This is a genomic window from Cupriavidus sp. 05N40 (genome assembly GCF_056397305.1).
This window is the reverse complement of the sequence record NZ_JBFTND010000147.1, coordinates 18,576-32,154: the sequence shown is the minus strand read 5'-3', so window position 1 is coordinate 32,154 and position 13,579 is coordinate 18,576. Positions and strand designations below refer to the sequence as shown.

The window sequence follows — 13,579 nt, the reverse complement described above, 5'->3', positions numbered from 1 at the left end:
GTATTCGACGCCACGCGGCGTAAGCATGGAAACACCGGCTCCAGGGCTGGATGCCTTCGTCGTATCCGCCCTCTTTTTCGCCAGGGCTCGCTTTTCCGCCCTGGCCCTCTCGATGACGTAGAAGTCGGGTCCGGCCACGGCCGGCAGAGAATGGCCAACAATCGATCCGGCCAACACTATGGAAATTAATTCTCGGAACATCCCAGATGCCTTGGTTTTTGCCTATTTATTGAGTCCTTATTCTCGACTCAATGGACATGACAAGAGTCTAGGGAATCGGGCGCAGGGAATAAACATGCCGGATGAGAACACATCGTTCTCATTTCTGGCCAAATCCTCTCCGGAAAGCGACTGGACATTTCCGCACCGTTCCTGAAGTACGAAGGGCCGTGGACCGGCTGTCCTCGCGCCCGAAGCGATCCGTCCTGCGGTCCATGCCATAAGGCATCCAAGGCAGCCCCGGCATGCGCCCCGGCTGCCGCCATCTCCATTCACGATGGCAGGCTCGCGAACCACTTGTTTTCGGGCCGACACCCTGGCGCCATGATTCGGTGACCTGCAGGCGCCGCGCTCCGTCGCGCGCCGGGATCACAAGGAAACCAGGATGGAAAGCATCGGACACAGGGCGTTTCGCTACCGCTTCACGGGACACGAGCGCGTATTCCACAACGTGTCGGCAGCCGAGGCGCTGCCGGACGTCTTGTCGCTGTTCGGGTATCGACGCGTGTTCGTCGTCTGCTCGCGGTCGATCAACACGAAGACAGAGTTCATCGGGCAGATCAGGGCATGCCTTGGCGAGCGCCTGGTCGGCCTGACCGACGACGTCGGCGAGCACTCCCCGCTGTCCAATGTGCTCAGGGCGGCAAGGCAGGCAAGGGATGCGCGCGCGGACGTGATTGTCTCGGTCGGCGGCGGCTCGGTCATGGATATGTGCAAGGCGATGCAACTTTGCCTCTCCGAGAACGTGTATGACAGGGCGCGGCTGCTCGAGCTGCAGTTCGTCCTGTCGGACGACGGCACCGAGATGCTGACGACCTCGCAAGCGCCGGCGGCGATCCGCCAGATCGCGATCCCCACCACGCTGGCCACGTCGGAGTGGACACCGGTGAGCACGCCGATCGACGACGAGACCCGGCTGAAGGCGCGCTTTGTCGTGCCCGACGGCTCGCCGCAGGCAATCATCTACGACCCCGCGCTCCTTCTCCAGACGCCCGTGCGCTTGCTGATGTCGACGGGAATCCGCGGCCTCGACCACGCCATCAACACGGCGTGTTCGTCATCGACGCATCCGTTTGCGAGCGTGCTGGCCGAGAAAGCCATCACGCTTTACATGGAAAACCTGCCTCTGCTCGCGCGGGGCGTGCTCGATGCCTTCACCCAGTGCCAGCTGGCGACGTGGTACACGGGGATGGGGCAAATGTCGGTGCCCCATGGCTTCAGCCACTGGATGGTTCACATCGTGGGGCCCCGCGGCGGGGTTCCGCACAGCGATGCGGCCTGTGTGCTGATGCTGGCCCAGGCCAGGTGGCTCGAGGGCTGGGCGGTGCCACAGCACGACCGGATTCGCGCCGCGCTGGGGCAGCCGGACCGGCCCTTCCACGCGATTCTCGGCAATCTCCTCGAGCGACTGGGCATGCCGACGACGCTCGACGACCTCGGTCTCACGCGACAGCAGGTCGACGATATGATCGCGCCCGCGCTGGCCCACCCGATGGTGACGCGCAACAACATCCGCCCGATCAGGACCGCGGCGGATCTGCGCGCGATCCTGTCGCTCGCCTGGCGGCCCTGATTGCGCCGGCCGCCACGGCGGCCGGTGTGGCCAGCCCGGCCCTGAAGCGACCGCCGCCACGGGCATGCCCGTGTCTCTGGCGCCGCGCCGGGCATCGCGCCATGGCGTGGCCAGGAGCGTAATATAGCCATCGCCACGCACGATGGCGGGCTCGCCACACCGGCTTGCCGCCTGTTGGCTGCGGCAGGACAAAGCCCGCAGCTACCCCGGGGCACGATCCTGGCGCGGCGCGTGTGCCGCGCGGTCCGTGCGGTCGCGGCTGGCCCCGTTCCGGAGACTCCTCCCCGCCCATGAAAATCGACCCGGTTTCGCTCAAGCTGTTCCTCGCGGTAGCCGAGCTTGGCACCATCGCCGCTGCCGCGGAGCGCGAGCATATCGCCGCCTCCGCGGTCAGCAAGCGGATCAGCGATCTCGAAGACGTCCTCAATACGCAATTGCTGGAGCGCAGCAACAAGGGCATCTCCCCCACCCCGGCGGGTGTCGCCCTGCAAAACCTGTCGCGCGGCATCATCAACGACCTCGACAATATCTTCACGTTGATGCATGACTATTCGAGCGGCACTCGCGGGTTGGTGCGCATCTTCGCCAACGTGTCCTCGATCGCACAGTTCCTGCCGGCCGACCTGCAGGGTTTTGTCGAGAAATACCCGCACGTGCAGCTCCAGCTGGAGGAACGCATCAGCAGCGCCATCCTGCACGGGGTGGCCGAGAACGCAGCGGATGTGGGCTTCTATGCAGACCTGGGCAGCCAGCCGCAGAATGTCCTCACGCTGCCCTACCGCGAGGATCAACTGGTCGTGGTGGTCCCTGCCGGCCATCCCCTGGGCGGCCGCAAATGGCTGACCAGCGCCGAACTGCTGGAGCACTACCTGATCGGTCTGCAGACCGGCAGCTTCATCAACCTGCAGCTCATGCGCGCTGCCGGCGAGCTCGGCGTGCCGGTGAGATTCCGCATGCAGGTCAACAGCTACGACGCGGTCTGCCTGATGGTCGAGTCCAGGATGGGCATCGGCATTCTTCCCAAGAGCCTGGCGCAACGATACGCCAGGGTGCTGAAGATCCGGCCGGTCGGGCTGAAGGAGCCATGGGCGCGGCGCAAGCTCAATCTGTGCATCCGCTCCTACGACAGCCTGCCGGTGGCGGCGCGGCTGCTGGTAGACCACCTGTGCCCGTCGGCCCGCGCGCTGGCCGCCTTGCGCGCATAGCGCAAGCGGCCAGCCGCGCCGGGCTTAGTCGACGGTCGCGCCGGCTGCCTTGACGATGGCGGCCCAGCGCGGCAACTCGTCGCGGATCAGCGCCTCGAACTGCGGCGTGCCCGACACGAAGGGCTGGCATCCCTGCCGGGCGAGGGTGTCGCGCACGTCGGGGCTGTCGATGACCTTGTTCAGGGCCGCCTGAAGGCGGCCGACCACCGCGCCGGGCGTATGCGCGGGGGCGAAAAGCCCGTACCAGGGGGTGGCTCCGAAGCCCGGCAGCGTCTCCCCCACGGTGGGTACCTGCGGCATGGAGGGCAACCGCTTTTCATTGGTGACGCCGAGCACCTTGAGCTTGCCCGCGCGGATAAAGGGCAGCGCCGACGGCAGGCTCTGCACCGATAGCGGCACTTGTCCGCCCACCACGTCCGCCACGGCAGCCGAAGCGCCCTTGTAAGGAACATGGACAAGCTTGATGTTGGCGCTGTGCTGGAGCATTTCGCCGATCAGGTGGTTCAAGGTGCCGTTGCCGGCGGACGCATACATGATCGTGTCCGGCTTCGCGCGCGCCGCTTCGACCAGTTCTCTGACGTTGTTCGGCCCGAAGGCGGGATTGGCAACGAGCACATACCCTGCCGTCGCGACACTGCCCACCGGCACGAAATCGCGGACCGGATCGAAGCCCGTGCGCTTGTACAGCGCCGGATTGATAAGGTGCGCGCTGCTTACGGTAAACAGGAGCGTATAGCCATCGGCGGCGGCCTTGCCGACGTAGGCCGTGCCGATGTTGCCGCCGGCACCGGGCCGGTTCTCCACGATGAACTGCCGCCCGAACTGCTCCGACAGCTTCTGCGTGACGATGCGGGCAATGGCGTCGTTGGCGCCGCCTGGCGTCTGCGGGACCACGACGGCCACCGGCTTGTACGGATAGGGATCCTGGGCGAACGCCGTTGTCGCCACGCTGAACGCGAGGCAGGCCTGCAAGAGTTTCCGTGGTGCCATGTCCTTGTCTCCTTTGGTGGAAAGGGTCGCCGGCAGCGTGCTTCGCGGCGGCAGCGACCTCTTTTCCCATGGTGACTGGCTCGCGGTCCCTTGCAAAATGGCGTATCGCGATCCCGCCATCGCGGATGCAGATGCCCGCGCCGGGTGCCTGATACGCGCGGGCGCGCATCGGCATGTGCGCCAAGGGCATCGCGAAGCGTCAGCGGCGTCCCATGCGCGACCTGCATTTGGCGGCCTTCCGTCCGCTTGCCGATCTCGCGAACATCGCCGGCATCACCCGCAAATCTAATCCTATTGAAATCTTCGAATCGATTCTTATAATTCATCGACCGGCCGGTCGGTTTATTAATATACTCAGTCTCCAGATCCCCCAGGAAAATCTCATGTACACCCAGTCACTTGATATCCCAGGCGGCCTCCAGCCCATCGATACKGCGAACGCCGACGTCTCTCCCGAGCAAGCCCGCTTCGACGCGCTGATGCGGGCCGACGGCAAGGTCGAGGCGCAGGACTGGATGCCAGACGCATATCGCAAGACGCTGATCCGGCAGATTTCGCAGCACGCGCACTCCGAGATCATCGGCATGCAGCCCGAAGGCAACTGGATCAGCCGCGCGCCAAGCCTCAAGCGCAAGGCGATCCTGCTGGCCAAGGTGCAGGACGAAGGCGGCCACGGCCTCTACCTGTATAGCGCGGCCGAAACGATGGGCGTCTCGCGCGACCAGCTGGTCGATGCACTGCATGCCGGCAAGGCCAAGTACTCGAGCATCTTCAATTACCCCACGCCCACCTGGGCGGATGTCGGCGTGATCGGCTGGCTGGTCGATGGCGCGGCGATCATGAATCAGATCCCGCTGTGCCGCTGCACCTACGGCCCGTACGCACGGGCAATGATCCGCATCTGCAAGGAGGAGTCGTTCCACCAGCGCCAGGGCTTCGACGCCCTGCTCTCGATGATGAAGGGCACGCAGGCGCAGAAGGACATGGTGCAGCAGGCGGTGAATCGCTGGTGGTGGCCGGTGCTGATGATGTTCGGCCCGAGCGACAAGGATTCGATCCACAGCGGGCAGTCGTTCCAGTGGGGCATCAAGCGTATCTCCAACGACGACCTGCGGCAGAAATTCGTCGATGCGACTGTCGAGCAAGCCAAGATCCTCGGCGTGACGTTGCCCGATCCGGACCTTAAGTGGAACGAGGAGCGCAAGGCGCACGACTACGGCGCGATCGACTGGGAAGAGTTCTGGCGCGTGGTGAACGGCGACGGGCCGTGCAACAAGGAACGCCTCGCCACCCGCGTGAAGGCACACGACGACGGCGCCTGGGTACGCGAAGCCGCCCTCGCCCATGCCGCCAAGCAGGCGGCGCGCGCACACAAACAAGCCGCTTGAACAGGAGACGAAGATGAGCAAGGAATGGCCGATCTGGGAAGTATTCGTACGCAGCAAGCAGGGCCTGGACCACAAGCATTGCGGCAGCCTGCATGCGTCCGATGCAAGCACCGCGCTGCGCATGGCGCGCGATGTCTACACGCGCCGGCAGGAAGGCGTCAGCATCTGGGTGGTGCCGTCGGCCGCGATCACGGCGTCCGACCCGGCGGACAAGGAGGCATTCTTCGAGCCGGCCGGCGACAAGATCTACCGCCATCCGACCTTCTTCGTGCTGCCGGCCGAAGTCGACCACATGTGAGGCGGGACATGACCATGACTACGTCACCCCATACTTCCCCCCATGCGTCCGCCCACCTCTCCTATGTGCTCCGGCTGGCAGACAATGCCCTGATCCTCGGCCAGCGCAACAGCGAGTGGTGCGGCCAGGGCCCGGCACTCGAGGAAGACATCGCGCAGGCCAATATCAGCCTGGACCTGATCGGCCAGTCCCGCCTGCTGTACTCGCATGCCGCGGCCCTCGACGAAGCCGCCGGCGGCGCAACGAAGACCGAAGACAGCTACGCGTACTTCCGCACCGAGCGCGAGTTCGCCAACTACACCATCGCCGAGCTGCCGCACGCCGGCCCGCTTGCCGGCACGGTGCGCACCGATCGCGACTACGCCGTGACGATCGCGCGCAACTTCCTCTATTCGGCGCTGATGATCCACCTGTGGGCCGCCCTGGAGTCGTCCGCCGACACGCAACTGGCGGCGATCGCGGCCAAGTCGCTGAAGGAGACGCGCTATCACCTGCAACACGCAAGCGACTGGCTGGTCCGCCTGGGCGACGGCACCGACGAATCGCACCGGCGGGCGCAGGCGGCACTCGATTACCTGATGCCGTACACACAGGAGTTCTTCGCGACCGACGCCGTGGAAACCGCGATCGCGGCGGCCGGCATCGGCCCGCTGATGGCGGACCTCGAGCCCGCATGGCAGGCTGACGTCGCCGCGACGCTGGCCGAGGCAACGCTCAGTGCCCCCGCCGCGGTGCAGTACATCACCACCGGCAAGCACGGCGAGCATTCCGAGCACATGGGCTACCTGCTGGCCGAAATGCAGTCGCTGGCACGCCAGCATCCTGGTGCAACCTGGTAGGACATGATGAACGCCAACGCCATGATGACGCCGGACGCCACGCTGGAACACGCCTGGGCCGTGCTGGAAGCGGTGCCGGACCCGGAGATCCCAGTGGTGTCGCTGCGCGAACTGGGAATCCTGCGCGACGTGCGGCGCGGCGCGGACGGCGCCGTCGAGGTTGTGATCACGCCGACCTACTCGGGCTGCCCGGCGATGTCGCAGATCGCGGAGGACATCGGCCAGGCGCTCAGCGCGGCCGGCATCGTGCCGCACCGGATTGCCACCGTGCTCGCGCCGGCATGGACCACCGACTGGATCACCGCCGATGCGCGCGAGAAGCTGCGCCGCTACGGCATCGCGCCACCGATGGGCAACTGCGGCAGCCACCAGGCGCCCCGGGAAACGACGATCCGCTTCGTGGCGCGCGCCGCCAGCGCCACGCCGGCCTGCCCGCAATGCGGCTCGCACCACACCGAGCGCCTGGCGCAATTCGGCTCGACGGCGTGCAAGGCCCTATACCGCTGCATCGACTGCCGCGAGCCGTTCGACTATTTCAAACCGTACTGACCTGGACCGACATCATGGCGACTCCGCAATTCCATCCGCTGCGTATCCGCGAGGTACGGCCCGAAACCGCCGATGCCGTCACGGTCTCGTTCGAAGTGCCCGACGAGCTGCGCGACGCGTACCGCTTCACGCAAGGGCAGTTCGTCACGCTGAAGACCCACCTTGACGGCGAGGAGACGCGCCGCTCGTACTCGATCTGTGTCGGCGTCACCGATTACGACCGCGACGGCGAACTGCGCATCGGCATCAAGCGGGTGCGCGGCGGGCGATTCTCGAACTTTGYGTTCGATACGCTGCGCCCCGGGCACGAGATCGAAGTGATGACCCCCGACGGCCGCTTCTTCACGCACCTGAACGCCGACCTGTCAAGGTCGTACGTCGCCTTCTCCGGCGGCTCCGGCATCACGCCCGTCCTTGCCATCATCAAGACCACCCTCGAGACCGAGCCGACCAGCCGCTTCACGCTGGTGTATGGCAACCGCAGCGTCGACGCGATCATGTTCGCCGAGGAACTCGAARACCTCAAGAACCGCTTCATGAGCCGGTTCTCGCTGTATCACGTGCTGTCCGACGACCTGCAGGAAGTCGAACTGTTCAACGGCGTGCTGGACCAGGACAAGTGCCGCGCTTTCCTGCAGACGCTCACGCCGGCCACGGAGATCGACGAGGCATTCATCTGCGGTCCCGGACCGATGATGGACGCCGCCGAAGCGGCCCTGAAGGCTGCCGGCGTGGCGCCGGAGAAGGTGCACGTCGAGCGCTTCGGCACGCCGCTGCCCCAGGCCGGCGTGCCACCGGTCGAGATCACCGACGACATGCCGGCCGCTGACCTGGAACTGATCATCGACGGCAAGAAGCGCAAGCTGCGCCTGCCGTACCAGGGAATCAGCGTGCTCGATGTCGGCCTCAAGGCCGGCCTCGCCCTGCCCTATGCCTGCAAGGGCGGCGTGTGCTGCACGTGCCGGGCGAAGGTCCTCGAAGGCGAAGTGAAGATGGAAAAGAACTACACGCTCGAACAGCATGAAATCGACGATGGCTTCGTGCTCACCTGCCAATGCCATCCGGTGTCGGACCGGGTTGTCGTGAGCTACGACGAACGGTAATCCGATCACTGCAACCTACCAGAAAAAGCGGCCCCCAGCGATGAACCACTCCCTGTTTACCAAACACGAAAAGACCCTCGAACACGCCCTGGAAGCCATCCGCACGCGCGGCTACTGGAGTCCCTTCAACGAGATGCCCAGCCCGCGCGCCTACGGCGAGACCGCCGCGGCTGACGGCGAAGCGGCATTCAAGGCGCAACTCGGGCAGCCCTTCGCGCTCGACCAGGCCGGCAGCCATGGCGGCAGCGGCACCGTTGGCCAGGAACACTCGCCGTTCGGCTTCGCACTGGACATCGGCTATCCCAAGGCCGACCCGGATGCACTGATCCCGGCGGTGCAGCAGGCGCAGGCGCAGTACCGCAAGGCAGGCCCGAAGGCCTGGATCGGCGTGAGCCTGGAAATCCTCGAGCGGCTGAACCGCGCCAGCTTCGAGATCGCGCACAGCGTCATGCACACCACGGGGCAGGCCTTCATGATGGCGTTCCAGGCCGGCGGCCCGCATGCGCAAGACCGCGCGCTCGAGGCGATCGCCTACGCCTGGGACGCAATGCGCGCTGTCCCCGAGTCGGCCTACTGGGAAAAGCCGCAAGGCAAGAACCCGCCGCTGGCCATGGAAAAGCGCTTCACCATCGTGCCGCGCGGCATCGGGCTGGTGATCGGCTGCTGCACCTTCCCGACCTGGAACAGCTATCCCGGCATGTTCGCCGATCTCGCCACCGGCAATGCCGTCATCGTCAAACCCCATCCCGCCGCGATCCTGCCGCTCGCCATCACCGTGCGCATCGCGCGCCAGGTGCTGGCGGAGGCCGGCTTCGACCCCAACGTGGTGACCCTGCTGGCGACCGCCCCCAACGACGGGCCCCTCGTGCAATCGCTGGCCACGCGCGACGAGATCCGCGTGATCGATTTCACCGGCAGCACCGCCAACGGAGACTGGCTGGAAGCGCATGCCCGCCAGGCGCAGGTCTACACGGAGAAGGCGGGTGTCAACCAGATCGTGATCGACTCGGCCGAAGACCTGAAGGCCGTGTCGCGCAATATCGCATTCTCGCTCGCGCTGTACTCCGGCCAGATGTGCACCGCGCCCCAGAATATCTATGTGCCGCGCGACGGCATCCGCACGGCCGAAGGCACGGTGTCGTTCGACGACGTCGCCCGCTCCATCGCCGACGCCGTGCAGAAGCTGACCGCCGATCCGGCCAAGGCCGTCGAACTGACGGGCGCGATCCAGAACCAGGGCGTGCTCGACCGCATCGGACAGGCAGCCCGGCTTGGCACGCCGCTGCTCGACAGCCGCAGCCTGGCGCATCCGGCCTATCCGGAAGCCCGTGTCAGCACACCGCTGCTGCGCAAGCTCGACGCCAGCGGCGACGAAGCCGCGTTCACGCAGGAATGGTTCGGCCCGATCGCGTTCGTGGTCGCCACCGACTCCACCGCGCATTCGCTGGCACTCGCCGCACGCATCGCCCGCACGCGCGGCGCGCTGACGCTATCCGTCTACAGCACCGATGAGCAGGTGCTCGAAGCGGCCGAAGAGGCTGCGGTGACGGGCGGTGTCGCCTTGTCGGTGAACCTCGCGGGCGGCGTGTTCGTGAACCAGTCGGCAGCGTTTTCCGACTTCCATGCCACCGGGGCGAATCCCGCGGCCAACGCCAGCCTCGCCGACTCGGCGTTCGTCGCCAACCGGTTCCGCGTCGTGCAGAGCCGCCGCCATGTTGCGCAGCGCTCGCCTGCATAGCGTGCCCGCCAGCGCGCCCGCTACGGGCGCCTGAGCGGCTTCGGTCCGCCAACCATCGATACAAGTACTACCGGACGCTTGCCAGCCTGGCGACGGACGACGGCACAGACCGTCGCCTCGCATCGCCAGGAGGCAGGCCGCTGCGTGGCGCCCCCATCTCCGCCACCGTCCGATCCTATTCAGTAGCGTCATATCCAGGAGACAACCGTGGTCCAGCCCATTCCCCATCCGAGCGAACTCGACCCCATCGAACTAGCCAGCCGCGACGAGATCCAGGCGCTGCAACTGGAGCGGCTCAAATGGTCGCTCCGCCACGCCTACGACAACGTGGCGCACTACCGCCGCGCCTTCGACGCGGCCGGCGTCCACCCTGACGACCTGCGCCAGCTCTCGGACCTGGCGAAATTTCCGACCACGACGAAGAAGGACCTGCGCGACAACTATCCCTTCGGACTGTTTGCGGTGCCGCGCGACGAGGTGGTGCGCGTGCACGCCTCCAGCGGCACCACCGGCAAGCCGACCGTGGTGGGCTATACCGCGAACGACATCGACACCTGGGCCAACGTGACGGCACGGTCGATCCGGGCCGCGGGCGGGCGCCGCGGCGACACGCTGCACAACGCCTTCGGCTACGGCCTCTTCACCGGCGGCCTCGGCATCCACTACGGAGCGGAGCGGCTCGGCTGCATGGTGGTGCCGATGTCCGGCGGGCAGACCGAAAAGCAGGTCCAGCTGATCCGCGACTTCGAGCCGTCCATCATTCTCGTCACGCCCTCCTACATGCTCAACCTGATCGACGAGATGACGCGCCAGGGCATGGATCCGGCGACGTCTTCGCTCAAGCTCGGCATCTTCGGCGCCGAGCCGTGGTCACAGGGCATGCGCAGCGAGATCGAGACGCGTGCGGGCATCCAGGCGCTCGATATCTATGGCCTGTCGGAGATCATGGGCCCCGGCGTAGCGTGCGAATGCATCGAAAGCAAGGATGGCCCGGTCATCTGGGAGGATCACTTCTACCCGGAGATCATCGACCCCATCACCGGCGAGGTATTGCCCGACGGCAGCCACGGCGAACTGGTGTTCACGTCGCTGTCGAAGGAAGCCATGCCGATGATCCGCTACCGCACGCGCGACCTCACTTCGCTGCTACCGCCCACCTCGCGTTCGATGCGCAGGCTGGCGAAGATCACGGGACGCTCGGACGACATGCTGATCATCCGTGGCGTCAACGTCTTCCCCAGCCAGATCGAGGAGCTGATCCTCGGCATCGCGCGGCTCAGCGGGAACTACCAGCTGTGCGTCACGCGCGACGGCCACCTGGATGCGCTCTCCGTGTCGGTGGAAGCGCGGGCGGAACTCTGCGACGCCCTCGCCGAGAGCGAGCGTGCCCAGCTTGCGAGGGAATTGCAGCAGCGGGTGAAGACGATCGTCGGCGTGTCCACGACGGTGCGCGTGCTCAATGCCGGTGAGATCAAGACGACCGCCACCGGCAAGGCGCAACGCGTGCTCGACCTGCGGCACGTGAGCGTATGAGGCCGGCGGGCGGGGGGCGCTGGCGCACCCCCGCCCGCCGCCGCGGGGCCGCTCCGGCACTGACCGCAGGCGTGGCACCGCGCGATGCAGGAAACCAAAAATGACTAGAAACCGGAGACAGACATGAACACCACCCGCAAATTCCTGGCCGTCGGACTCGGCCTGGCAGTCCTGCCCTGGGCGTCCTTCGCGCTTGCGGCCGAATCCCCCTTCCCGGCCAAGCCGGTGCGCTGGATCGTGCCCTACCCGGCCGGCGGCGGCTCGGACTTCCTGGCGCGCTCGATCGGCCAGGCGCTGTCCGCCAAGCTGGGCCAGCCGGTGCTGGTCGACAACAAGCCGGGTGGCAACACCGCGATCGCCGCGGCAGAGACCGCGCGCGCACCGGCCGATGGCTACACGGTGCTGTCGGCGGACAACGGCACGCTGGTTTTCAACCCGGCGCTGTACAAGACGCTTTCCTACAACCCGGTCAAGGACCTGGCGCCGGTCACGCTGCTGGGCAAGTTCCCGATGATCCTCGTGGTCGGCCCGGGCATGCCGGTCAACAACGTGCAGGAATTCATCGCCAGGGCCAAGGCAAAATCCGGCGCGGGCGGCATCGACTACGCCTCCGCCGGCGCCGGCAGCCCGCACCACCTGGCAATGGAGTTGCTCAAGGTGGAGGCCGGGCTGAACATGGTCCACGCGCCCTACCGTGGCGCGGCGCCCGCACTGGCCGACGTGGCAGGCGGTCAGGTGCCGGCCATGATGGTCGACCTGGCCTCGGGCGCCGGCTTCATCAAGGGCGGCAAGGTCAAGCCCCTGGCGGTGGCCAGCCCGACCCGCCTGCCGCAGTTGCCGGATGTGCCGACCTTTGCCGAAGCCGGCTACAAGAACGTGGAGGCTGCCGCGCTGGTGGGAATGGTGGCGCCGGCCGCCACGCCGGGCGAGGTAATCGCCACGCTGAACAAGCAGGTCGTGGCGGCMATCAGGGAGCCGGCCGTCAACAAGCGGCTGGTGGACTTCGGCGTGGAGCCGGTCGGCAGCACGCCCGCGCAATATGCCGACCTGCTGCGCAGCGAGACCTTGCGCTGGCACAAGCTGATCCGCGACCTGAAGATCACGCTGGACTGAGCGTCGCCGCGCTGCGCCGGCAGGTGCGCGGTATCGGCTTCATTGCCTGCGGGGAGGCTTTCGTCAGTTCCGGAAATGCCATTGATGCACCTTGACGCCTCCCCGTCAGCGCGACAGGATGTAGAGGTCCCCCCCGGGGGATTCCGACCATCCTGAAAAGGCGAAACCATGAACGAAGAATCCATGACCGTTGGCATCGACCATATTGGGCTGAGCGTGCCGGATCTGGCGCGTACCCGAGACTTCTTCATCCAGTGCCTGGGATGGAAACAGGTCGGCGAGAAACCGGACTACCCTGCGGCGTTTGTCTCGGACGGCAAGGTCCTGGTGACGCTGTGGCAGGTCGCCGATGTAGCGAGCTTCACCGGTTTCGACCGCAAGACTAACGTGGGCCTGCACCACCTTGCGCTGCGCGTCGCCACGGAAGAAAAATTCAACGAGGTATTCGAGCGTGTCTCGAAATGGCCGGGTGTGGTCGTGGAGTTTTCGCCCGAGCAGCTGGGCGCCGGGCCAAAGCGGCACACCATGCTCTGCGAGCCTGGCGGCATCCGCATCGAGTTCGACTTCGACCCCCGCGTCGCGGCAGGCTAGCCGCTTCGCGTGCCGGGCATGCGCTGATGATGCCGTCGCCAAACTGCTCGTGCACCAGCGCCTTGAGCGTGGAGCCGTAGATCTGCACGATYTCGTAGAAGCGGTAGATGGTCGGGTCGGTCGGCACGCCGCCGGGGATGCTGCCGCGCACGGGGACGGTCTGCAGCTGGCGCACGGCGTCGTCGTCCAGGTCCAGCTTGGCGGCCACCACCTTGGCGGCRTYCGCGGGCAGCGGGTGCTGGCCCAGCAGCGCGGCGGTGACRAAGGCCACGCTCAGGCCGGTGCCTTCGTTGATCTGCTCGAACGTCAGGCCCTTGCGGATCTTGGCGTCGATGATGAGGTCGCTCAGGGCCTGGCGGGGGGCTTGGCTGTATTGGGATTGGGTCATGGCATTACTCCTTGGAATGGATAAAGACTGRGAACAGGGGRTGAAGCGWTCA

General features: G+C 66.2%; 12 protein-coding genes and 1 pseudogene. 11 read left to right on the top strand and 2 right to left on the bottom strand.

Annotated features, from left to right (window positions below):
• Window positions 1–604: 604 nt before the first annotated feature.
• Both AC1DO7_RS28155 and AC1DO7_RS28150 read left to right on the top strand, forming a co-directional pair.
• A complete protein-coding gene (locus AC1DO7_RS28155) occupies window positions 605–1,792 on the top strand; it encodes an iron-containing alcohol dehydrogenase (RefSeq protein ID WP_441619634.1) in 1,188 nt (395 codons plus the stop codon).
• Between the two features lie 290 nt (window positions 1,793–2,082).
• Window positions 2,083–2,997: a LysR family transcriptional regulator gene (locus AC1DO7_RS28150; RefSeq protein ID WP_441619635.1), complete on the top strand. Its 915-nt coding sequence runs from the start codon at window positions 2,083–2,085 to the stop codon at window positions 2,995–2,997.
• Window positions 2,998–3,021: 24 nt separating this feature from the next.
• Here the strand turns inward: AC1DO7_RS28150 and AC1DO7_RS28145 are convergent, their stop codons facing one another.
• The gene (locus AC1DO7_RS28145) at window positions 3,022–3,987 is read right to left on the bottom strand and encodes a Bug family tripartite tricarboxylate transporter substrate binding protein (RefSeq protein WP_441619637.1); all 966 of its coding nucleotides are present in this window, start codon (window positions 3,985–3,987) and stop codon (window positions 3,022–3,024) included.
• Window positions 3,988–4,370: 383 nt separating this feature from the next.
• On the opposite strand from AC1DO7_RS28145, the gene paaA reads away from it, so the two are divergent.
• The 9 genes from paaA to AC1DO7_RS28100 all read left to right on the top strand — a co-directional run bounded on the left by paaA (window position 4,371) and on the right by AC1DO7_RS28100 (window position 13,139).
• Window positions 4,371–5,375, top strand: a complete 1,005-nt coding sequence (paaA, locus tag AC1DO7_RS28140) for a 1,2-phenylacetyl-CoA epoxidase subunit PaaA (RefSeq protein ID WP_441619657.1) — start codon at window positions 4,371–4,373, stop codon at window positions 5,373–5,375.
• A 13-nt stretch (window positions 5,376–5,388) separates the two neighbouring features.
• Window positions 5,389–5,673: a 1,2-phenylacetyl-CoA epoxidase subunit PaaB gene (gene paaB / locus AC1DO7_RS28135; RefSeq protein WP_441619639.1), complete on the top strand. Its 285-nt coding sequence runs from the start codon at window positions 5,389–5,391 to the stop codon at window positions 5,671–5,673.
• Window positions 5,674–5,687: 14 nt separating this feature from the next.
• The gene (paaC, locus tag AC1DO7_RS28130; RefSeq protein ID WP_441619641.1) at window positions 5,688–6,512 is read left to right on the top strand and encodes a 1,2-phenylacetyl-CoA epoxidase subunit PaaC; all 825 of its coding nucleotides are present in this window, start codon (window positions 5,688–5,690) and stop codon (window positions 6,510–6,512) included.
• A gap of 3 nt (window positions 6,513–6,515) precedes the next feature.
• The gene (paaD, locus tag AC1DO7_RS28125; RefSeq protein WP_441619643.1) at window positions 6,516–7,061 is read left to right on the top strand and encodes a 1,2-phenylacetyl-CoA epoxidase subunit PaaD; all 546 of its coding nucleotides are present in this window, start codon (window positions 6,516–6,518) and stop codon (window positions 7,059–7,061) included.
• 14 nt (window positions 7,062–7,075) lie between these two features.
• Window positions 7,076–8,164 carry a 1,2-phenylacetyl-CoA epoxidase subunit PaaE gene (gene paaE, locus AC1DO7_RS28120; RefSeq protein WP_477116815.1) on the top strand — a complete coding sequence of 363 codons (1,089 nt, stop codon included), beginning with the start codon at window positions 7,076–7,078 and terminating at the stop codon, window positions 8,162–8,164.
• A gap of 40 nt (window positions 8,165–8,204) precedes the next feature.
• Window positions 8,205–9,902, top strand: a complete 1,698-nt coding sequence (gene paaN / locus AC1DO7_RS28115) for a phenylacetic acid degradation protein PaaN (RefSeq protein WP_441619647.1) — start codon at window positions 8,205–8,207, stop codon at window positions 9,900–9,902.
• A gap of 207 nt (window positions 9,903–10,109) precedes the next feature.
• Entirely contained in the window at window positions 10,110–11,435 is a 1,326-nt protein-coding gene (gene paaK / locus AC1DO7_RS28110) for a phenylacetate--CoA ligase PaaK (RefSeq protein WP_441649740.1), read from the top strand.
• Window positions 11,436–11,558: 123 nt separating this feature from the next.
• Window positions 11,559–12,548, top strand: a complete 990-nt coding sequence (locus AC1DO7_RS28105; protein ID WP_441619651.1) for a Bug family tripartite tricarboxylate transporter substrate binding protein — start codon at window positions 11,559–11,561, stop codon at window positions 12,546–12,548.
• 168 nt (window positions 12,549–12,716) lie between these two features.
• The gene (locus tag AC1DO7_RS28100) at window positions 12,717–13,139 is read left to right on the top strand and encodes a VOC family protein (protein WP_441619653.1); all 423 of its coding nucleotides are present in this window, start codon (window positions 12,717–12,719) and stop codon (window positions 13,137–13,139) included.
• 19 nt (window positions 13,140–13,158) lie between these two features.
• Here the strand turns inward: AC1DO7_RS28100 and cynS are convergent.
• Window positions 13,159–13,527, bottom strand: a pseudogene (gene cynS, locus AC1DO7_RS28095) (cyanase); the annotation flags it as partial.
• Window positions 13,528–13,579 lie beyond the last annotated feature (52 nt).